The organism is Diaphorobacter sp. LI3 (genome assembly GCF_022807955.1).
GTDB lineage: Bacteria > Pseudomonadota > Gammaproteobacteria > Burkholderiales > Burkholderiaceae_C > Diaphorobacter > Diaphorobacter nitroreducens.
The window spans coordinates 3,398,939-3,419,181 of record NZ_CP094346.1 but is presented as its reverse complement, the minus strand read 5'-3'; the positions used below and the strand labels follow the sequence as shown (position 1 = coordinate 3,419,181).

At 68.5% G+C, this 20,243-nt stretch carries 18 protein-coding genes; 8 read left to right on the top strand and 10 right to left on the bottom strand.

Annotated features, from left to right (window positions below; translation table 11 throughout):
* Positions 1 to 18: 18 nt before the first annotated feature.
* Positions 19 to 1,152, top strand: a complete 1,134-nt coding sequence (locus tag MRB47_RS15970; RefSeq protein ID WP_252101189.1) for a two-component system response regulator — start codon at positions 19 to 21, stop codon at positions 1,150 to 1,152.
* Positions 1,153 to 1,234: 82 nt separating this feature from the next.
* On the opposite strand, the gene MRB47_RS15965 is transcribed toward MRB47_RS15970, so the two are convergent.
* Positions 1,235 to 2,203 (bottom strand): inositol monophosphatase family protein, encoded by a 969-nt coding sequence (locus MRB47_RS15965; RefSeq protein WP_252101188.1) that lies wholly within the window; start codon positions 2,201 to 2,203, stop codon positions 1,235 to 1,237.
* A gap of 170 nt (positions 2,204 to 2,373) precedes the next feature.
* Between MRB47_RS15965 and MRB47_RS15960 the strand changes: the two genes are divergently transcribed.
* Genes MRB47_RS15960 through MRB47_RS15950 form a run of 3 tightly spaced genes read left to right on the top strand, consistent with a single transcriptional unit; the run spans position 2,374 to position 4,660 of the window.
* The gene (locus tag MRB47_RS15960) at positions 2,374 to 3,168 is read left to right on the top strand and encodes an RNA methyltransferase (RefSeq protein ID WP_103737300.1); all 795 of its coding nucleotides are present in this window, start codon (positions 2,374 to 2,376) and stop codon (positions 3,166 to 3,168) included.
* Positions 3,169 to 3,201: 33 nt separating this feature from the next.
* A complete protein-coding gene (cysE, locus tag MRB47_RS15955) occupies positions 3,202 to 3,993 on the top strand; it encodes a serine O-acetyltransferase (protein ID WP_011804483.1) in 792 nt (263 codons plus the stop codon).
* A gap of 7 nt (positions 3,994 to 4,000) precedes the next feature.
* Positions 4,001 to 4,660, top strand: a complete 660-nt coding sequence (locus MRB47_RS15950; protein ID WP_252101187.1) for a nitroreductase — start codon at positions 4,001 to 4,003, stop codon at positions 4,658 to 4,660.
* 117 nt (positions 4,661 to 4,777) lie between these two features.
* On the opposite strand, the gene MRB47_RS15945 is transcribed toward MRB47_RS15950, so the two are convergent.
* The 4 genes from MRB47_RS15945 to yjgA are packed head-to-tail and all read right to left on the bottom strand — an operon-like array spanning position 4,778 to position 8,874.
* The gene (locus MRB47_RS15945) at positions 4,778 to 5,878 is read right to left on the bottom strand and encodes an NAD(P)-dependent alcohol dehydrogenase (RefSeq protein ID WP_058130996.1); all 1,101 of its coding nucleotides are present in this window, start codon (positions 5,876 to 5,878) and stop codon (positions 4,778 to 4,780) included.
* Positions 5,879 to 5,935: 57 nt separating this feature from the next.
* Positions 5,936 to 7,582: a SulP family inorganic anion transporter gene (locus MRB47_RS15940; protein ID WP_252101186.1), complete on the bottom strand. Its 1,647-nt coding sequence runs from the start codon at positions 7,580 to 7,582 to the stop codon at positions 5,936 to 5,938.
* A gap of 28 nt (positions 7,583 to 7,610) precedes the next feature.
* Positions 7,611 to 8,219, bottom strand: coding sequence for a molybdopterin adenylyltransferase (gene mog / locus MRB47_RS15935; RefSeq protein ID WP_011804487.1), 609 nt, complete (start codon positions 8,217 to 8,219; stop codon positions 7,611 to 7,613).
* Positions 8,212 to 8,874, bottom strand: coding sequence for a ribosome biogenesis factor YjgA (yjgA, locus tag MRB47_RS15930; RefSeq protein WP_252101185.1), 663 nt, complete (start codon positions 8,872 to 8,874; stop codon positions 8,212 to 8,214). The genes mog and yjgA overlap by 8 nt, the downstream gene beginning before the upstream one ends.
* Positions 8,875 to 8,969: 95 nt before the next feature.
* Between yjgA and pmbA the strand changes: the two genes are divergently transcribed.
* Both pmbA and MRB47_RS15920 read left to right on the top strand, forming a co-directional pair.
* A complete protein-coding gene (gene pmbA / locus MRB47_RS15925; protein ID WP_252101184.1) occupies positions 8,970 to 10,379 on the top strand; it encodes a metalloprotease PmbA in 1,410 nt (469 codons plus the stop codon).
* A 25-nt stretch (positions 10,380 to 10,404) separates the two neighbouring features.
* Positions 10,405 to 11,325, top strand: coding sequence for an EamA family transporter (locus MRB47_RS15920; RefSeq protein WP_252101183.1), 921 nt, complete (start codon positions 10,405 to 10,407; stop codon positions 11,323 to 11,325).
* Positions 11,326 to 11,409: 84 nt separating this feature from the next.
* Here the strand turns inward: MRB47_RS15920 and MRB47_RS15915 are convergent, their stop codons facing one another.
* Together MRB47_RS15915 and MRB47_RS15910 are read right to left on the bottom strand one after the other, a co-directional pair.
* The gene (locus tag MRB47_RS15915) at positions 11,410 to 12,450 is read right to left on the bottom strand and encodes a YcjF family protein (RefSeq protein ID WP_252101182.1); all 1,041 of its coding nucleotides are present in this window, start codon (positions 12,448 to 12,450) and stop codon (positions 11,410 to 11,412) included.
* Positions 12,451 to 12,588: 138 nt separating this feature from the next.
* Positions 12,589 to 14,148 carry a fumarate hydratase gene (locus MRB47_RS15910; protein WP_015912701.1) on the bottom strand — a complete coding sequence of 520 codons (1,560 nt, stop codon included), beginning with the start codon at positions 14,146 to 14,148 and terminating at the stop codon, positions 12,589 to 12,591.
* A gap of 190 nt (positions 14,149 to 14,338) precedes the next feature.
* Between MRB47_RS15910 and fumC the strand changes: the two genes are divergently transcribed.
* Together fumC and MRB47_RS15900 are read left to right on the top strand one after the other, a co-directional pair.
* Positions 14,339 to 15,730: a class II fumarate hydratase gene (gene fumC / locus MRB47_RS15905; protein WP_252101181.1), complete on the top strand. Its 1,392-nt coding sequence runs from the start codon at positions 14,339 to 14,341 to the stop codon at positions 15,728 to 15,730.
* A 240-nt stretch (positions 15,731 to 15,970) separates the two neighbouring features.
* Positions 15,971 to 16,933: an IS110 family transposase gene (locus tag MRB47_RS15900; protein WP_011804582.1), complete on the top strand. Its 963-nt coding sequence runs from the start codon at positions 15,971 to 15,973 to the stop codon at positions 16,931 to 16,933.
* 16 nt (positions 16,934 to 16,949) lie between these two features.
* Here the strand turns inward: MRB47_RS15900 and MRB47_RS15895 are convergent, their stop codons facing one another.
* From MRB47_RS15895 to MRB47_RS15885, 3 genes are all read right to left on the bottom strand, one after another.
* Entirely contained in the window at positions 16,950 to 17,726 is a 777-nt protein-coding gene (locus MRB47_RS15895) for a Crp/Fnr family transcriptional regulator (RefSeq protein ID WP_252101180.1), read from the bottom strand.
* A 190-nt stretch (positions 17,727 to 17,916) separates the two neighbouring features.
* Positions 17,917 to 18,663, bottom strand: a complete 747-nt coding sequence (locus tag MRB47_RS15890) for a response regulator (protein ID WP_252101179.1) — start codon at positions 18,661 to 18,663, stop codon at positions 17,917 to 17,919.
* Positions 18,660 to 20,147, bottom strand: a complete 1,488-nt coding sequence (locus tag MRB47_RS15885; protein ID WP_252101178.1) for an ATP-binding protein — start codon at positions 20,145 to 20,147, stop codon at positions 18,660 to 18,662. The genes MRB47_RS15890 and MRB47_RS15885 overlap by 4 nt, the downstream gene beginning before the upstream one ends.
* Positions 20,148 to 20,243: the final 96 nt, after the last annotated feature.

Below are 20,243 nucleotides of genomic sequence, written 5' to 3'. Positions count from 1 at the left end.
TCTTTGGCAGGACATCCCATGGATCAGCAACGCTACGTGAACGCCGCCCCGGACCGCCTGGTCGACAAGCCCATCGCCACCGTGCTGGTAGTGGACGACACGCCCGACAACCTGACGCTCATGGCCGGACTGCTGCAGGGGCATTACCGCGTCAAGGTGGCGGCCAGCGGTGAGAAGGCCCTGGTAATCGCGCAGTCCGACGCTCCGCCCGACCTGCTGCTGCTGGACATCATGATGCCCGGCATCGACGGCTACGAGGTCTGCCGGCGCCTCAAGGCCAACGGGGCCACGCGTCACATTCCGGTGATCTTTCTCACCGCGCGCTCCGATCCCGACGACGAGCGCGAAGGCCTGGCGCTGGGGGCGGTGGACTACATCACCAAGCCCATCAGCCCCTCCATCCTGCTGGCGCGCGTGGCCACGCACCTGGCGCTCAAGGCCACGGCCGACTTCCTGCGCGACAAGAGCGCCTACCTGGAGCGCGAGGTGGCGATGCGTACGCTGGAGGTGCAGGCGATCCAGGACGTGACCATCATGGCGATGACTTCTCTGGCCGAGACGCGCGACAACGAAACCGGCAACCACATCCGCCGCACGCAGCTGTACGTCAAGGCCCTGGCTGAGCGTCTGCGCCACCACCCGCGCTTCGAGGCGGTCTTGAACGACCGCATGATCGACCTGCTGTACAAGTCGGCGCCGCTGCACGACATCGGCAAGATCGGCATCCCCGACAGCATCCTGCTCAAGCCGGGCAAGCTCACGGTGGAGGAGTTCGAGATCATGAAGACCCACACCACGCTGGGGCGTAAGGCCATCGAGGATGCCGAGCAGCTCCTGGGCATGCGCGTGGCCTTCCTCAGCGTGTCCAAGGAGATCGCGTACAGCCACCAGGAGAAGTGGGACGGATCGGGCTACCCCGAAGGCCTCAAGGGCGACGCCATTCCCGTGTCTGCGCGCCTGATGGCCGTGGCCGACGTGTATGACGCACTCATCAGCAAGCGCGTGTACAAGCCGGCGTTCTCCCACGAACAGGCCTGCACCATCATCCTCAAGGGGCGGGGCACGCACTTCGACCCTGACATGGTGGATGCGTTCGTGGAACTGGCCGACGACTTCCGCGGCATCGCACAGCGCTACCCCGATCCCCATTGAAGTGCTGCCGCAGTTCAAATAAAAATAGCTGCCATGGCGCTTGCAGCAAGCGCGGGCAGCTATTGTTTTATGAGTATGAGGATTACGGCGCTGCCGTGGGCCGGGTCTGGGTGTCCTCGGCGGCGCTGTCCGGTGCGGTGGGCGTGGCGTCGTCTGGCGACCGCGCGGCCGCCTCGTCGCCGGCCACGTCAGCGACGTCCGTGACCTCGGCGGCCTGGCGCACCGCGGCCTTGTCGCCCGCGCTGGCGAACTTGCTGTATTTGCCCAGCAGAGTCACCAGCTGGCCATAGATGCGTGGCGCGCCGGCCAGGCATTCGCGCTGCTCCATGTAGTCGGCCTCGCCCGTGAAGTTGCCCACCAAACCTCCGGCCTCGGTCACCAGCAGACCGCCCGCGGCCACGTCCCAGATCGACAGGCCGCTCTCGAAGAAGCCGTCCGTGTAGCCGGCGGCCACATAGGCCAGGTCCAGCGCGGCAGCGCCGGGGCGGCGCAGGCCGGCGGTGCGGGGCATCACCTCGGCCATCATGTTCAGGTATTGCTTGAAGTTGTCGCTGGGGCGGAAGGGGAAGCCCGTGGAGATCAGGCATTCGCCCAGGCGCGTGCGCTTGCTCACGCGGATGCGGCGCTCGTTCAGGAAGGCGCCGCGCCCGCGCGTGGCGGTGAAAAGGTCGTTGCGCGAGGGGTCGTACACCACGGCCTGCTCGACCTTGCCGCGCACGGCCAGGGCGATGCTCACGCAGTACACGGGAAAGCCGTGGATGAAATTGGTGGTGCCGTCCAGCGGGTCGATGATCCAGACGTACTCGGAATGCTTGGAGCCGTGCTCCGAACCCGATTCCTCGGCCAGGATGCCGTGGCCGGGGTAGGCGGTGAGCAGCGTCTCGATGATGGCCTGCTCGGCGGCATGGTCCACCTCGGTCACGAAGTCGTTGATCTGCTTTTGCGAAATACGCACGGCCTCCACGTCAAGGGCCGCGCGGTTGATGATGGCGCCGGCGGCGCGAGCGGCCTTGATGGCCACGTTGAGCATGGGGTGCAGATTGGACGACATTGGATTGTGACGAAGGAGCGGGGCGGCTCGTGGCCGCGGGGCGCGCAGCCGGCGATGCGGGCGCAAAGCGAGCATTTTACCCATCACCCTCCGGGCTTGCACGCGCGGGCCTTCGGGCGCTTTGCAGCAGCGGCGACAATGGCAGGCTTGCTCCCGAGTCACTTCGCGCCATGAGAACCCGCTTCATCCTGATCCAGACCAGCCACGCCGGCAACGTGGGCGCCACGGCACGCGCCATGAAGACCATGGGTTTCGATGACCTGGTGCTGGTCGCACCGCGCTGGCCCAACGTGCTGCGCAAGGAGGAGACCATCCAGCGGGCCAGCGGCGCGCTGGACGTGCTGGCCCATGCCCGCATCGTCGCCACGCTGGACGAGGCGTTGGAGGGCGTGAGCCACCTGTGTGCCACGGCGATGACGCCGCGCGACTTCGGCCCGCCCACGCGCACGCCGCGCCAGCATTTCGAGATGCTATTGAATAATGAGCTGTCAGCGCTTGATGGCAAAGCGCCAGGGGCTGATTTGGCTAGAAACCCGTCGCCGGAAACTGGCGTGGCCTTCCTGTTCGGCTCCGAGCGTTTTGGCATGGCCAACGAGGATGTGTACCGCTGCCATGTGGCGCTGAGCATTCCCACCAATCCGCAGTTCGGCTCGCTCAACCTGGGCGCGGCGGTACAGGTCATCGCCTATGAATGGCGGCAGGCCCTCGCCACCCGTGGGGAGGGCTTTGCGGTGCAGGAGTCCGCCCCTCAGGGCGAGCGCGCGGACGCCGCGCAGGTGGCCGGCATGCTGGCGCACTGGGAGCAGGCGCTCACGGGCATCGGCTTTCTGGACCCGGCCGCGCCCAAGAAGCTCATGCCGCGCTTGAACCAGCTTTTCAACCGCGCGCAACTCACGCAGGAGGAAATCCACATCCTGCGCGGTGTCGCCAAATCCATGCTGCAGGCCACGCAGGCAAACCGCTAGACTGCCAAGCTTCTCGTTACACCATTGCCCTTCATGCTTGCCCGCCTGCGATCCGACGTCCAGTGCATCCTTGAACGCGACCCGGCTGCGCGCAGCACCTGGGAGGTCATTACCTGCTATCCCGGCCTGCACGCCATCTGGCTGCACCGGCCGGCGCACTGGTGCTGGACGAACGGTTTCAAGTGGCTGGGGCGCTTCATCTCGCACTTTGCGCGCTGGTTCACGGGCATCGAGATCCACCCGGGTGCCAAGATCGGCGAGCGGGTTTTCTTCGACCACGCCATGGGGGTGGTGGTGGGCGAGACCGCCGAGATCGGCGACGGCTGCACCATCTACCAGGGCGTGACGCTGGGCGGAACCTCGCTCTACAAGGGCACCAAGCGCCATCCCACGCTGGGCAAGAACGTGGTGGTGAGCGCGGGCGCCAAGGTGCTGGGCGGCTTCGAGGTGGGCGATGGGGCCAAGATCGGCAGCAACGCCGTGGTCATCAAGCCGGTGCCGGCGGGTGCCACGGCCGTGGGCATCCCCGCGCGCATCATTCCGTCCAAGGAAGGCCAGAGCGCCGATGTGACCGAGCCGCACAAGCCCGAGGAGGCCAAGTTCAGCGCCTACGGCGTGACCTCCCTGCAGGACGACCCGCTGACCCAGGCCATGCGCGGCCTGATCGATTCCGCCGCCACGCAGGAGCACCAGATCTCACTGCTGTGGCAGGCCATTGAAAAGCTCTCCAGGTCCACCCCGCAAAGCGGCGGCTGCGTACCCGACGAGGCCGTGCGCTGCGAGCAATTCCAGGCAGCCAAGCTCAACGACATCATTGGCAAGTAAACAATCCATGGAAGTCACCCAGGCCCTGCGTGCGCGCCGCTCGGTGCGCGCCTTCCTGCCCGACGCGCCCCCCGCGGCGACGGTGCAGACGATTCTTCAAGAAGCCGCACAGGCGGCCTCCGGCGGCAATCTGCAGCCCTGGCGCGTGGTGGCCCTCACGGGCGTGCCGCTGCAGGAGTTGCTGGCGGTCGTCGCCCAGGCGCAACCCGAGGAAGGGCCGGACAACCAGTCCTACCCGCCGGGCCTATGGGAGCCCTACCGCACACGCCGCTTCGCCAACGGCGAAGACCTGTACCGCAGCATCGGCATTCCGCGCGAGGACAAGGCCGGGCGCCTGCAGCAGCTGGCCAAGAATGCCGAGTTGTTTGGCGCGCCCGTGGGCATCTTCGTCTGCGTGGACGAGCGCATGGGCCAGCCGCAATGGGCTGATCTGGGGATTTACCTGCAGTCGCTGATGCTGCTGGCGGTGCAGCATGGGCTGGCCACCTGCGCCCAGGGCTTCTGGCGCCGCTATGCCGGCACGCTGCAGCAGCAGCTGGGACTGCCCGAGCCGTACCGCGTGGCCTTTGGCGTGGCGCTGGGCTATGAGGATGCGGCGGCGCCCATCAATACCCTGCGCTCCTCGCGGGCTCCCTGGGCCGAGTGGGGCGAGATGCGCGGGTTCTGAGCCCGAGGAAGGGCCGCCGGGGCCTTTTGTTGGGTGGATGCTCCTAATTTAGTAGCTGCCAGCGCTTGATGTATAAGCGCTATCGGCCTATTTTCCCTTGATGGGCGTTGGCTCGCCTCAGTGAGGCTTGATGGCGATCTTCAGCACCCCGTCGCGCTGGTGCGCAAACAGGTCGTAGGCCTCCACGATGTCGTCCAGCTTGCGCTGGTGCGTCACCAGCAGCCCCAGGTCCAGGCGGTTGGCGGCGATCACGTTCATCAGGCGGCGCATGCGCTCCTTGCCGCCGGGGCACAGCGCGGTGCGGATGGTGTGGTCGCCCAGGCCTGCAGCGAACTGCGCCAGCGGGATCGACAGATCTTCCGAGTACACCCCCAGGCTGGACAGCGTGCCGCCGGGCTTGAGCACCTTCATGGCCTGGGCGAACGTGGCCTGCGTGCCCAGGGCCTCGATGGAGCCGTCGGCGCCCTTGCCGCCGGTGAGCTTCATCACCTCCTCCACCACATCCACGTTGCGGAAGTTCAGCGTCACGTCGGCGCCCATCTTCTTCGCAACCGCCAGGCGGTCGTCGTTGCCGTCCACGGCGATGATGGTGGTGGCACCCAGCAGGCGCGCGCCGGCGGTGGCGCACAGGCCGATGGGGCCCTGCGCGAACACCACCACGGTGTCGCCGATCTTGATGTTGGCGTTTTCCGCGCCCTTGAAGCCGGTGGACATGATGTCCGGGCACATCAGCACCTGCTCGTCGGTCAGCCCGTCGGGAATGGGCGCCAGGTTGGCCTGGGCATCGGGCACCAGCACGTACTCGGCCTGGGTGCCGTCGATCAGGTTGCCAAAGCGCCAGCCGGCCGTCGCCTTGTAGCCGTGGCAGCCGCACAGGCCACGCGGCACCAGGTAGCTGCCGTCCTGGCTGGGATAGCCGTCCTGCGCCGCGTAGCTGTTGAAGTTGGGGCAGATGGCGCCGGCGATCACGCGCTGGCCTTCCTGGTAGCCCTGCACGGCGCTGCCCAGTTTCTCGATCACACCCACGGGTTCATGGCCCACGGTCAGGCCCTTGGCCACCGGGTATTCACCCTTGAGGATGTGCACGTCGGTGCCGCAGATGGTGGTGGTGGTGATGCGCACCAGCGCGTCGTTGGGGCCCACGCCGGGAATGGGCTTGTCGGCCAGTTCGATGCGGCCTTTTTCGACGAAGACAGCGGCTTTCATCATGGCGGTCATGCGGGGCTCCTTTGTGGGGTGAAGCCGCCACATTACGCCGGGTACGCGGCGGCGGGGCTACGGTTGAGTGGACTGCTCGGGTATGGCCATGCCCTGTGCCGCGCCCACGGCGTCGTCCACGCTCCAGAACAGCGGAATATGCGTGAGCCCGGCGCGCTCAAGCGCGGCACGCGGGTGGTCCTTGATGCGCGCGAGCAGCAGCGTCAGTCCCCGGCGCGCCAGATGGGCCTGCAACTCCTGCAGGGCCTCCAGCGTGGTCACGTCCATGTCGTCGCTGGACTCCACGCTCAGTACCACGGCGCGCACGCCCTGGGCTCCTGCGTGCGTGGCCACGATATGCGCCATGGCCTCGGCATTGGCAAAGAACAGCGGTTCGTCCGGCCGCAGCACCAGCACGCCCGGCGTGCGCTGCGCCTGCGGGTGCAGCTTGAGCGCGACGAAATCATGCGTGCCCGGCAGGCGGCCCAGCTCGCTGGCGGCCGGCTGCGCAAAGCGGCGCAGCGCCAGCAGCAGCGAAAGCCCCACCGCGAGCAGCATGCCGAACAGCACGCCCAGCACCAACACGCCGGCCGCTGCGGCCAATGCCATCCAGGCGTCGCCATTCCAGCGCAGCGTGGCCCACAAGGGGCGCGGGCCCAGCTTGTGCGACAGGATGCCGATCACCACCGCACACAGCACCGGCAGCGGCACAAGCGCCAGTGCGCCTTGCGCCAATCCCAGCGCCAACGCAATCGCCGCTGCGGCGACGAGGCCCGTCCAGCGGCTGTGCCCCCCAGCCTCGTAGTTGGCCGACGAAGCCGAGAAGCCTGCGCCCACGGGCAGGCCCTGCAGCAGGCTGCTGCCGATGTTGGCGGCGCCCAGGGCCAGCATCTCGCGCCGCGCGTGCACGCGGTCGCCCGCTTGCAGGGCCAGGGAGCGGGCCGATCCCCACGACTCGGCGAACAGGATCATCATCAGCGCCGGCGCCACCTGGGCGGCGCGCACCCAGTGGTCCCAGTCCAGCCGCGGCCAGCCCCACTGCAGCCCCTGCAGCGTGACCGGCCCCACCAGCACCACGCTGTGTGCCGCCAAAGGCAGCGCCGCGGACAGCGCGATGCCCAGCGCCAGCACCAGCACCGAGGGCTGCACCCAGGCATGCCGCGCCTGGGCGCGCTGTAGCGCCAGCCACAGAGCCAGCGCGCCGCAGCCCAGCGCTGCCGTCAGACCCTGTGCGTTGCCGAGCCCGCACAGCCAGTCCCACAGTAGGCCGGGCGTGTGCGTGCCCTGGGCCGGAACGCCCGTGAGGCCGGGCAGTTGCTTGACGACGATGGTGACCGCGAGCGCCCACGCAAAGCCGCGCAGCACGGGGCGCGAGACGAACGCCGCCAGGAAGTCGGCGCGTGCGAGCGCCGCCACGATGAACAGTCCGCCGGTGACCCCGACCAGCGCGAACGCGCCGCCCGTGCCTTCCGCCGCCACGACGGACGCGAAGATCGCAGCGGCCGACGACGTGGCCGAGAGCGTGGCGAAGCGGCTGGTGCCGATGAACGGGTAGACGAGCAGCCCGACGAGCGCGGCCACCAGCGCATGGGCCGGCGGTACCCCGGCGATGGCGGCGTACGCCACCGCCTCGGGAACCAGCAGGCCGGCGATGGCCAGGCCGGCCAGGAACGTGTTGCCTGCGCGGGGGCGCGAAGGCGCGGCAGGACGATCGGTGGGCAGCATGGCACGGCCCCGTGGCGGGGCGGCGCGCTCAGCGCTGGGGGCGCACGGCGGTCTTGGGGCGGAAGGCCTTGCAGACCTCGGGGCGTGTCTCCAGGTAGGGCCCGCCGATCAGGTCGATGCAGTAGGGCACGGCGGCGAAGATGCCCGGCACGCGCTGTGCGCCGCTGTCGTCCTTGAGGCCCTCCAGCGTCTCGGCAATCGCCTTGGGCTGGCCCGGCAGGTTGATGATGAGGCTCTGGCCGCGAATCACCGCCACCTGGCGCGACAGGATGGCCGTGGGCACGAACGTCAGCGAGATCTGGCGCATCTGCTCGCCAAAGCCCGGCATCTCCTTGTCGGCCACGGCCAGCGTGGCCTCGGGCGTCACGTCGCGCAGCGCGGGGCCAGTGCCGCCGGTGGTCAGCACCAGGCTGCAACCAGCGTCCACCAGTTCGACCAGCGTGGCGCTGATGCGCTCTTTCTCGTCGGGAATCAGGCGCGGCTCGAAAGCAATCGGGTTGTGCAGCGCGCGCTTGAGCCAGTCGTGCAGGGCGGGCAGGCCCTTGTCTTCGTACGTGCCACTGCTGGCGCGGTCGCTGATGGAGACGATGCCGATCTTGACCGGCTCGTAGGACGGGGCTTTGTGGGTATCAGGCATCGTCTTCGCGCTCCTCATGCACGGCCAGGGTGGCCGCTTCGGTCATCTGGTGGCGCACCAGCTGGAACAGTTCGCGGTAGGCACGCCCCTTGCGCGGGGCCTCGCCCTGCGACTGGGCCACCCGGGCCTCATGGTCGGACGGCGCATCCTTGCGCGCCTGGCGAATCAGCGCGCGGATCTGTTGCGTGTCCGTGCGCGGAAACTGCTCCAGCCATGCTGCCAGCGCATTGTCGTCCGCAATGAGGCGGTCGCGCCAGTGCTCGGCCTGGTGCAGGGCCAGCTTCTCGGCGGCGGAGCCGTTGCGCTGCTCGTCCAGCGCGGCGTGGATGGCCGCTACGGTGTCTTCTTCCAGCTTGCGCATGAGCTTGCCCACGAACTGCATCTGCCGGCGCTTGCCCTCGAAGTTGGTGATGCGGCGGGCCTCGGCCAATGCATCCTGGAGCTTTTCAGGCAGGTCCAGGCGCGCGAACAGGTCGCTGCGCAGCGTGAGCAGCTCGGAGCCCAGGTCCTGCAGCGCCTCCATCTCGCGCTTGAGGTCGGTCTTGGTGGCACCGTCGGTGCCTTTGAGTTCGGCCTTGAGCTGCAGGTCCATCTCGCTGCCTTCGGCAACGAAATGGCCCTTCACAAAATAGCCTTTTTTGGGTTTGCGTGACATGGGTGTGCTGGGGGCGGAAACAGGCCCTGCGCGGCGCAGCGGCAATGGCGCCTGCCGCGCGGCGGCGCGGGTCGGCAAGTATCATAGCCGCCGCTATGAATACATCCAGCAACCGCGCCGCCAGCGGCACTTCTTCCCAGCCCGACAGCGGCTTCAGCTATACCCGAGAGTTCTTTGAAGGCCTGGTGGACCATGCCCTGGCCCATGCCAAGAAGTTGGGCGCTACCGACGCGGGGGCGGACGCCTCGGAAGGCTGCGGCCTGTCGGTGAACGTACGCAAGGGCGAGCTGGAGACGGTGGAGCGCAACCGCGACAAGTCGCTGGGCGTGACGGTGTACGTGGGCCACCGCCGTGGCAATGCGAGCACGTCCGACTTCTCGTTGGCCGCCGTGGAGCGCACGGTGCAGGCGGCCTACGACATCGCCCGCTTCACCGCCGAGGACCCGGTGGCCGGCCTGCCCGACGCGGCCGACATCGCACCGCAGGAAACGCACCGCGACCTGCAACTGTTCCACCCCTGGGCCATCACCAGCGAAGAGGCCGCGCTTCTCGCGCTGGAGTGCGAGGCCGCCGCCTTCAAGACCCACAAACGCATCACCAACAGCGAAGGCGCGGGCGTGTCGGCGCAGCAGAGCCATTTCTTCAGCGCCCACACACGCGGCTTTCGCGGCGGCTACGCCAGTTCGCGCCACAGCATCTCGGTGGCGCCGATCGCCTCGTTGCCAGGGCGCAATGCCGAGATGCAGCGCGACGCGTGGTACAGCTCCATGCGCGACGCGCGCGAACTGGCCGCGCCCGAGGCCGTGGGCCGCTACGCCGCCCAGCGCGCGTTGAGCCGCCTGGGCAGCCGCAAGATCCCCACCACCGAATGCCCGGTGCTGTTCGAGTCGCCCCTGGCCGCCGGCCTGCTGGGCGGCTTCGTGCAGGCCGTGAGCGGCGGCGCGCTGTACCGCAAGAGCAGCTTTCTCGTCGATTCGCTGGGCAAGCAGGTGTTCGCCAAGCACATCGACGTGGCCGAGGACCCCTTCATCCTGGGCGGCAAGGGCAGCTCGCCGTTCGACGATGAGGGCGTGCGCGTGGCACCGCGCCAGGTGGTGGAGGCGGGCCGCGTGCAGGGCTATTTCCTCAGCACCTATTCGGCGCGCAAGCTCGGCATGCCGACCACCGGCAACGCCGGCGGCTCGCACAACCTGGTGCTGTCGTCGCGCCTTACGCGGCCCGGCGACGACCTGGACGCCATGCTGCAAAAGCTGGGCACGGGCCTGTTCGTGATCGAGCTCATGGGCCAGGGCGTGAACTACGTGACGGGCGACTACTCGCGCGGCGCCAGCGGCTTTTGGGTGGAGAACGGCCGCATCGCTTATCCGGTGCACGAGATCACCATCGCCGGCAACCTCAAGGACATGCTGCGCGGCATCGAGGCCGTGGGCGCCGACGCCTACACCTATGGCGCCAAGACGGTGGGCTCCATCCTCATCAACCGCATGAAGGTGGCGGGCAGTTGAGCCGCGCCGCGCCGGCAGTCCGCGCATGAGCACGTCGCTGTCGCGGGCCGACTGGGCCAAGGCGCTGGTGGTGGTTATGGTTTGGGGGCTGAACTTCGTCGTCATGAAGTGGGGCCTGGCCACGCTGTCGCCGCTGGTGCTGTGCGCGCTGCGCTTCCTGGCGGCTTCGCTGCCGTTCCTGCTGTTCGTGCGCCCGCCGCGGCACCTGTCCTGGGGCGTGATGGCGGCCTATGGCCTGGTGCAGGGTGTGGGACAGTTCGGCCTGCTGTTCACCGGCATGCAGCTGGGCATGCCGGCGGGCATGTCCTCGGTGGTGCTGCAGACGCAGGCATTCATCACCATGCTCATGGCGGCAGCCTTGTTGGGCGAGACGCCACACCGCTGGCAGTGGCTGGGCCTGTGCATCGCCATCGGCGGGCTGGTGTTCATCGGCGCGGCGCACGGCGACGGCGCCTCCGGCATGACCCTGGCGGGCTTCCTGCTCACCGTGGGGGCGGCGGCCATGTGGGCCGGCTCCAACCTGCTCACGCGCGTGGCAGCGCGCCAGGGGCCGTACGAGCCCGTGTCCTTCATTGTCTGGAGCAGCGTGTTCCCCATCGTGCCGCTGTTGCTGCTGGCCTGCGTGGTGGACGGCACGGAGGCCGTGGTGCAGCAGCTGCGCGGCCTGGGCGGGCGCGAGTTGGGCGTGGTGGCCTATCTGGCGCTGTTGTCCACCCTGCTGGGCTATGGCCTGTGGACGCGCCTGCTGCAGCGCTACGCCGCCAGCACCGTGGCGCCGCTGTCGCTGCTGGTGCCGGTGGTGGGACTGCTGTCGGCCATGCTGCTGCTGGGCGAGCGCCCCACGGCCTGGCAATGGATGGGCACGCTGGGCGTGCTGGCGGGCATGGTGATCAACCAGTTCGGCGGGCTGTGGGCCAAGCGCCGCCACGGGGTTGCATCTATATAAAAAATGGCCCTAGCGCTTACCAGTCAAGCGCTAAATGCTCCTGAAAGAGTAGCAAAAACCGCGTTCGGCGCGGCAACTTGCCTCTCAGCCGCCGCGCACCATGGAGAGGATCTTGGCCGTGTCGAGCTGGCGCGCGGTCGCCTGCATCTGCGGCAGGTAGCGCGCCTGCAATTGCTGGCCGTCCTGCATCACGTGCTGGTAGGCGTCCTTGAGCATGTCGGTGGACAGCGTGCGCCCGCCCGCGTAGTACTGGTTGGCCACATGCCCCAACGCATAGGTGGCGGCAAAGCTCATGCCGCTGCTCACCGCCTGGCGCCCCAGGCCGCCCAGCAAGCCCTTGCCGGCCTTGCCCAGCAGGCCGCTGAGCAGCTTGCGGCCTGCCTGCTCCAGGTACTGCGAGGTGAGCCCCACGCCCAGCGTCGCGAGGAAGTCCTTGATGTGCCCGCGGTCCAGCTCATAGCCGTAGCTCTGGCCGATCTGGTAGACCAGCCGCATTTGCAACGGGATGATGGCCAGGGTGGACAGGTTCTCAGGCAGCAGTTCGATGGCGCCGTTCATGATCGACGCCTGCAGGATCTTGCGGTCCATCTCGGCGGGCGGCAGGCTGCCGGGGCGGCGCTGCGCGGCGGTGGTAGGCAACGCGTCCGCAGCGGCGGGGTGGGGGGCCGGTGTCGCAGGCGCAGTGGATGCGTCCAATGGCGTTTGCAGAGGCGCTTGCAAAGGCGCTTGCAAAGGCGCTTGCAAAGGGGCGTCGGCCACGGCCTGGGCCTCGGCATCGAATCCCCCTGTGGTATGCGCGCCCCCCAGACCCCAGGCCTGGCGCACCTGGGCCAGGAAGGCGTCTTCCTTGGCGCTGGTGTGGCCGTCGGCTTCGCACACGCACACGGCCATCTCATAGGCCAGCTGGCGCGACTCGGGAGAGGCCAGGCGGCCCAACACTTCTGGTAGCTGCAAGCGGCGCAGCAGCACGTCCTGGTACAGGCCGGGCAGGTTGATTTGCGCGTCGCCCGCAAGGCCTTGCGCGACCTCGCGGATCTGCTCACGCTCGCGGTCGTGCTTCTCGCCGTCGGCGTACGAGGCCATCAGGCACAAGGTGAGGGTGGCGCGGATTTCTTCTGCGGTCATGGTGCTCCTGAGGCGGTGAAGAGATGCAGATGGGAGTGCAAGGCGGCAGCGGGGTTCCCTGCCGCGCTGGCCCTTTACCCGTTGGAAAAAACCGCCCGAGGGCGGTTTTTGTCACGGACGGTTCACATCGCGAGGCCGTCAGGCGGCCACCATGGGCACGACCTTGTATTCGCCCGCGGCGATTTTCTTTTGCCACTCGGCCGGGCCGGTGATGTGGGCGCTGGTGCCGCCCGCGTCCACGGCCACGGTGACGGGCATGTCCACCACGTCGAACTCATAGATGGCTTCCATGCCCAGGTCCGCAAAGCCCACCACCTTGGCGTTCTTGATGGCCTTGCTGACCAGGTAGGCGGCGCCGCCCACGGCCATCAGGTAGGCGCTCTTGTGGTTCTTGATGGACTCGATGGCGACCGGGCCGCGCTCGGCCTTGCCGATCATGGCGATCAGGCCGGTTTGCTCCAGCATCATGTCGGTGAACTTGTCCATGCGCGTGGCGGTGGTGGGGCCGGCGGGGCCCACGGCCTCGTCCTTCACCGGGTCCACGGGGCCCACGTAGTAGATCACGCGGTTGGTGAAGTCCACGGGCAGCTTCTCACCCTTGGCCAGCATGTCCTGGATGCGCTTGTGCGCGGCGTCGCGGCCGGTGAGCATCTTGCCGTTCAGCAGCAGCGTCTGGCCAGGCTTCCAGCTCGCGACCTCTTCCTTGGTCAGCGTGTTGAGGTCCACGCGCTTGCTGGTCTCGGTGTTGGGCGCCCAGTCCACCTTGGGCCACAGGTCCAGGCTCGGCGGGTCCATGTAGACCGGGCCGGAGCCGTCCATCACGAAGTGCGCGTGGCGCGTGGCCGCGCAGTTGGGAATCATGGCCACGGGCTTGCTGGCCGCGTGCGTGGGGTACATCTTGATCTTCACGTCCAGCACGGTGGCCAGGCCGCCCAGGCCCTGGGCGCCGATGCCCAGGGCGTTGACCTTCTCGTACAGCTCCAGGCGCAGCTCTTCGACCTGGTCGAGCTTCTCGCCGCGCTGGCTCTTGGCCAGCAGCTCGTACATGTCCAGGTCTTCCATTAGGCTTTCCTTGGCCAGCAGCACGGCCTTTTCCGCCGTGCCACCGATGCCGATGCCCAGCATGCCCGGCGGGCACCAGCCGGCGCCCATGGTGGGCACGGTCTTGAGCACCCAGTCCACCAGGTTGTCGCTGGGGTTCATCATGACCATCTTGGACTTGTTCTCGCTGCCGCCGCCCTTGGCGGCCACGGTCACGTCCAGCGTGTCGCCGGGCACGATCTGCACGCTGATGACGGCGGGTGTGTTGTCCTTGGTGTTCTTGCGAGCGAACTGCGGGTCGGCGACGACCGACGCGCGCAGCGTGTTGTCGGGGTGGTTGTAGCCGCGGCGCACGCCTTCGTTGATGGCGTCCTCCAGACTCTGGTCGGCGGCAAAGCCCTCGAAGCGCACGCCCATGCCCACCTTCAGGAACACGTTCACGATGCCCGTGTCCTGGCAGATCGGGCGGTGGCCCGTGGCGCTCATCTTGCTGTTGGTGAGGATCTGCGCCATCGCATCCTTGGCCGCGGGGCTCTGCTCGCGCTCGTAGGCGCGGGCCAGGTGCTGGATGTAGTCGGCGGGGTGGTAGTAGGAGATGTACTGCAGCGCGGCAGCTACGGACTCCACAAGGTCGTTGTACCGGATGGTCGTGGTCATGTGGGGAAGGCTTCTTGTGAAACGGACGCCCGCGATTATCGCCCTGCACCTTGCACGAGCCTGATGCGAGGGCAAAAGCAAGGGTAGAAGCCCCGTCCGCCCGGCGTGGTGGCAGGGGCTTTCAGTGGCCGCGCGGCCATTTGCGGTGAAATCGCCCCGTTGCTCCTTCCCGGATCAGAAAGGCGTTTCCATGAATTCCAGCACCCGTATCGAACGCGACACCTTCGGCCCCATCGAGGTGCCGGCCGACAGGCTCTGGGGCGCGCAGACGCAGCGCTCGCTGCAGAACTTCGCCATCTCGGGTGAACGACAGCCGCAGGAACTCATCCGCGCGCTGGCGCAGGTCAAGCGCGCGTCGGCCCGGGTCAACCACGCGCTGGGGCTGCTGGGCGCGGACAAGACGCGCGCCATCGTCGCCGCGGCCGACGAGGTGCTGCTGGGCGAGCACGACGACGAGTTCCCGCTGGTGGTCTGGCAGACCGGCTCGGGCACCCAGACCAACATGAACGTCAACGAGGTGCTGGCCAACCGCGCCAGCGAGCTGTTGGGCGGCGAGCGTGGCGAGGCACGGCTCGTACATCCCAACGATGACGTGAACAAGAGCCAGTCCAGCAACGACGTGTTCCCCACCGCCACGCATGTGGCCGCGGTGCAGGCGCTGGTGCACCGGCTGTTGCCCGCCATGGAGGAGCTGCGCGCCACCCTGCAGGCCAAGGCCGAGGCGTTCGACGACATCGTGAAGATCGGCCGCACCCATCTGCAGGATGCGACGCCGCTCACGCTGGGGCAGGAGATCTCGGGCTGGGTGGCGCAGCTTGCCCATGGCGAGCGCCACGTGCGCGCGGCGCTGCCGCACCTGCATGAACTGGCCCTGGGCGGGACGGCCGTGGGCACGGGCCTGAATGCGCCCGAGGGCTACGCCGAACGTGTGGCGCAGGAGCTGGCCCAGTTCACCGGCCAGCCCTTCGTGACCTCGCCCAACAAGTTCGAATCGCTCGCATCGCAGGACGCGCTGGTGCATGCCCACGGCGCGCTGAAGACGCTGGCGGCCAGCCTCACGAAGATCGCCAACGACGTGCGGTGGCTGGCCAGCGGCCCGCGCAGCGGCATCGGCGAGATCACCATCCCTGAGAACGAGCCCGGCTCGTCCATCATGCCCGGCAAAGTGAACCCCACGCAGTGCGAGGCGCTGACCATGCTGTGCGCCCAGGTGCTGGGCAACGATGTGGCCATCAACATCGGCGGGGCCAGTGGCAACTTCGAGCTGAACGTGTTCCGCCCGCTGGTGGCGCACAACTTCCTGCAGAGCGTGCGGTTGCTGGCCGACGGCATGGTGAGCTTCAACGAGCACTGCGCCGTGGGGATAGAGCCCAACCGCGCGCGCATCGCGGAGCTGGTGGAGCGCTCGCTGATGCTGGTGACGGCGCTCAACCCGCACATCGGCTACGACAAGGCTGCGGCGATTGCCAAGAAGGCGCACAAGGAAGGCAGCACGCTGCGCGAGGCCGCGCTGGCGCTGGGCTACGTGACGCCCGCGCAGTTCGATGAGTGGGTGGTGCCCGCCCGGATGGTGGGGCGCTGACGGCTGGGAGGGACGTTGCGACGGTGGGCGGCGCGCTTGTATCTTTAAACCAGACCAGCGCGGTAGAGTCTGAACGCCGTTGAGGCGGCCAGACCGGCCCGTGCAGTTTGGTAGGCGCTGGGGTGATAGAGCCCGTGACTGAGTACAGAACGCATGGCCGCCGCGCTGGTCTTCGTGAAGCCCGAACGGTTACGCGCGCCTTGATTGAGCGCGCATGCACAAGCAAGGGATCTGAAGATCATGTCTGTTACCTCAGTGACGGTGGGCATCGACGTGGCCAAGGCGCACGTGGATGTCTGTGTGCTGGGTGCCAAGAGCAGCGCCCAGCGGTTTGACAACGATGCCGAAGGCCACTCGGCGCTGGCGGCTGCCCTGCAGCCCCTGGACGTGGGTCTGGTGGTGATGGAGGCCACCGGCGGCTACGAGGCCGCGTTAGCGTGTGCCCTGCAGGCCACAGGCCTGCCCGTGGCGGTCATCAACCCGCGCCAGGCGCGCGACTTCGCCAAATCCATGGGACGCCTGGCCAAGACCGACGCGGTGGATGCGCGCACGCTGGCCGAGCTGGCAGCGGTGCTGCTGCGCCGCGACGATCTGCAGCGCTTCTTGCGCCCCCTGGCCGATGAGCGCCAGCAGTGGCTCGCGGCCCTGGTCACGCGCAGGCGCCAGTTGCTGACCATGCTCCATTCGGAGCGCCAACGGCTGCAGATCACGCCCAAGAAGCTGCACGCCAGCATCGAGGCCATCGAGGCGGCGATCAAGGCGCAGCTCGATGAGATCGAAGAGCAGATGGTCACGCATGTGCGCGAGCACTTTGGGGAGCTCGACACGCTGCTGCAGTCGGCTGCGGGAGTCGGCCCGGTGGCCAGTGCCACGATGATTGCCGAGCTGCCAGAGCTGGGCCGGCTGAACCGGCGCGAGATCGCTGCATTGGTGGGCGTGGCGCCCATGGCCAATGACTCCGGCGGCAGCAAGGGCAGGCGGCGCGTACAAGGCGGGCGCTTCGAGATCCGCCGCGTGCTGTACATGGCAACGCTCACGGCCACCCGCTACAACCCGGCCATCAAGGCCTTCTACGAGCGTCTGAAGGCCGCTGGCAAGTTGCCCAAGGTCGCCCTGGTCGCTTGCATGCGCAAGTTGCTCACCACGCTCAACGCCATGGTGCGCACTGGAAAACCTTGGGACAAGTCGCTTCATTGCGCTTGACTTCGAAGACGGTTACTCAGTCGTCGCCGCGGCCGTCTGCCGCAGCCTGGTCCACCAGCGTCTGCAGGCCGGCGGCGTCCAGGATTTCGATGCCGCGCGGGCGCACGCTGATCAGGCCCTCGCGTTCCAGCCATTTCAATTCCACGTTCACGCGCTGGCGCGAGCCGCCGAGCAGGCAGGCCAGCTCGTCTTGCGCCAGCGACAGGCCCAGCGGCACGCTCTCGCCCGGCTCGGTGCGCTGCGGGCCGAAGCGCTGCAGCAGCTGTAGCAATTGCTTGGCCAGGCGCGCGCGCAGCGGCAGCGTGGCCATGTCTTCCATCATGCAATACAGCGACCGCATGCTCCATGCCTGCAGCGTGAGCAGCGCCTCGCCGAACGAGGGATGCTCCTGCAGCAGCGTGCGGAAGGTGGGTTCGGGCACGCTCAACAGCGTGGTGGGGCCATGGGCATGCGCGTCGTAGGTGCAGGGGCGGCCGTAGAGCACCTCGGCCTCACCCACCCAGATGCCGGGCTCCACATAGGCCAGCGTGACCAGCTTGCCGGAGGGCGTGGTGCGTTGAAAGCGCAGCGCGCCACTGGCGCAGGTGAACCATTCGCGGATGGGACGGCCCTGCTCGACGATCAGGTCGCCGTGTGCATGGCGCGTCACGTGACCCAGGCGGAAGATGTCGTGCCGCAGCGAGGGCGAGAGGGTGGAGAACCAGGGGCTACGGTCCAGGGCCTCGCGCTCGCGCGCCGACAACAGGGGACGTTGCAGCGACACGTCGGCACAAAAGCGCAGGGGAGCGGGCATGGTGGTTCGTCGGTGAAGGGCGCCGGGAGCGGGAACAGAGGCTGCGGCATTCTAGGCGCCGTCACGCTCGGTAACAAACCCTTGTCCCCACCCGGCGTAGGCCGCTGTAGCTGCCCGGGTGCGTTTAAAGCAAAAAGTGCTCTAAACGCGCTTGTGGAAAGCGCAAGCAGCTATAGAAAAAGGAGCATCTTCAGTCCTGCGCGTCCTGCGCGTCCTGCGCGTCCTGCGGCGCCGCGGGCGGGTCGAAGGCAAAGCCCACGCCATAGACCGAGCGGATCCAGTCGTGCCCGGCGGGGTCGGCGCTGCGCAGCTTGCGGCGCAGATTCTTGATGTGGCTGTCCACGGCGCGCTCGTTGGGCTCCTGCGGCGAGTCCGGGTAGGCGTGCTGCAGCAACTGGGCGCGCGACAGCACGCTGCGCGGGTGTGCCAGCAGGGTGCGCAGCAGATGCCATTCGCGCGGTGTCAGCGCCACGAGGGCGCCGTGCAGCGTGGCTTGCAGCTGGGCCTCGTCCAGCACCAGCGCGCCGTAGGCCAGCTCCGCCTGCGCGGCGGCCTGGGCCGGCGGTGCGCGCCGGCGCAGCACGGCCTTCACGCGCGCCACCACCTCGCGCGGCGAGAAGGGCTTGCAAATGTAGTCGTCCGCGCCCAGTTCCAGGCCGATGAGGCGGTCCACTTCTTCCACGCGGGCGGTGATCACCACGATGGGGTTGTCGGTGTGGCGGCGCGCCTGGCGCAGCACCTCCAGCCCGTCGATGCCGGGCAGCATGACGTCCAGCAGCGTCAGGTCCGGCGGCTGGGGGGCGGTGAGGGCCTGCAGGGCCGTGCGGCCGTCGGCCGCGTGCTCCGGGGCGTAGCCCGCGTGGCGCAGGTAGTCCAGCAGCACGTCGGCGATGTCCTGCTCGTCCTCCACGACGAGGATGCGTGCGGGCGTGGTCATGGCGAGGGGTTCTCCAGTAGAGGCAGCGTGAGGGTGATGCGCAGACCACCCAGCGGCGAGGCGCTGGCTTCGATCTGGCCACCGTGCGCCTGCACGATGGTGCGGCAGATGGCCAGGCCCAGGCCCGAGCCGCCCAGGTCGCCCGAGGCGCGGCGGCGCGAGGCCTCGGCACGGTACAGACGCTCAAACAGGTGCGGCAGCTCGTGCGGCGCCACGCCGGGCACCGTGTCGTCCAGGCGCAGCGTGAGGCGCGGCGAGCCGCCATTGCGCTGCACATTGGCCGACACCTGCAGCCGCCCGCCAGGGTCGGTGTAGCGCAGGCTGTTTTCCAGCAGGTTCAGGAACACGCGGTGCAACTGCTGTGCGTTGCCGTGTACCTGCAGCGGCTGCTTGGCGAGCGTGGCCAGGTCTGGCGCGGCCTGCAGCGCGACGCCCGTCTGGTCGAAGCGCGACTGCATGCCGGCCATGGCCTCGCGCAGCAGCGCGAGCGGCTGCACGGCGCTCATGACGGGCGGGGGTTGGTCGCCGGCCATGTCCACGCTGGCGCGCAGATCGCCCACGAGCTGGATCAACCGCATCACCTGGCGGTGCAGGCGGCGCGCGGTCTTCTCGTCGAACGGGCGCACGCCGTCCTGCACGGCCTCGATCTCGGCGCGCATCGCGGCCAGCGGCGTGCGCAGTTCATGCGCGGTGTCCCCGATCCACTGGCGGCGCGAGGCCTCGACGCTCGCAAGCTGCTCGGCCATGGCGTTGAAGGTGTGGATCAGGCGGGTGAATTCCTCGCTGTCGGCCTGTTCGGGCACGCGGGTGTGCAGCTCGCCTGCCGCAATGGCCTGCGCGCCGGTCACCAGCGTGTCGATGGGGCGCAGCCAGCGCCGCGCCAGCCACCAGGACAGCAGCAGTGCCAGCGCCAGGCCCGTCACGCCGCTCCACACCACGAAACCGAGCTGCTTGGACAGGAAGGCGCGGTCCGCATCGCGCTCCAGCCCGTCAAGCGGCGCCAGCACCAGGTGGCCGATCAGGCGCCCCTCGCCGTCGCGCAGCGCGGTCCGCGCACCGCCGGCAACGGGTGCGGCGCCCGCGACCACGCGGCCCTGCGTATCCACCACGCCCAGGCGCCGCGAAAGCGCGTCCACCGGCGGCGGGGCCGTGCCGGGCGTGACCTGGGGTAGCAACAGGGGCTCCGGCGCAGGCACGGGAGCGGGTCCGAAGGTCGGCATCTGGACGTTGCGCGGGCGGCGCAACTCGCGCCACAGGCCGGGCTGCTCGCGCAGTGTCTGCCAGCCGCCCTGCTGTTCATACGCGGCCTGTAGGCGGAACACCAGCCAGTCCATGCGCGCCAACTCCACCTCGGCCACGTAGGGGCCCAGCCCCCGCTGCAGCCCCAGCAGCGAGAAGCCCACGAACAGCACCAGCATCACCCCCAGCAGCGCCGACAGGGCTGCAAAGGCCTTGCCTTGGAGGGTGAGACGCGGAAGTTGCATGAAGTGGGGAGCCGCTTGGCCGTGGTGAAACGCCGAGGATGGCACGGCCGGGCCACCCCCGGGGTCTGGCCGCGATGGCACGAAGCGCGCCAAATG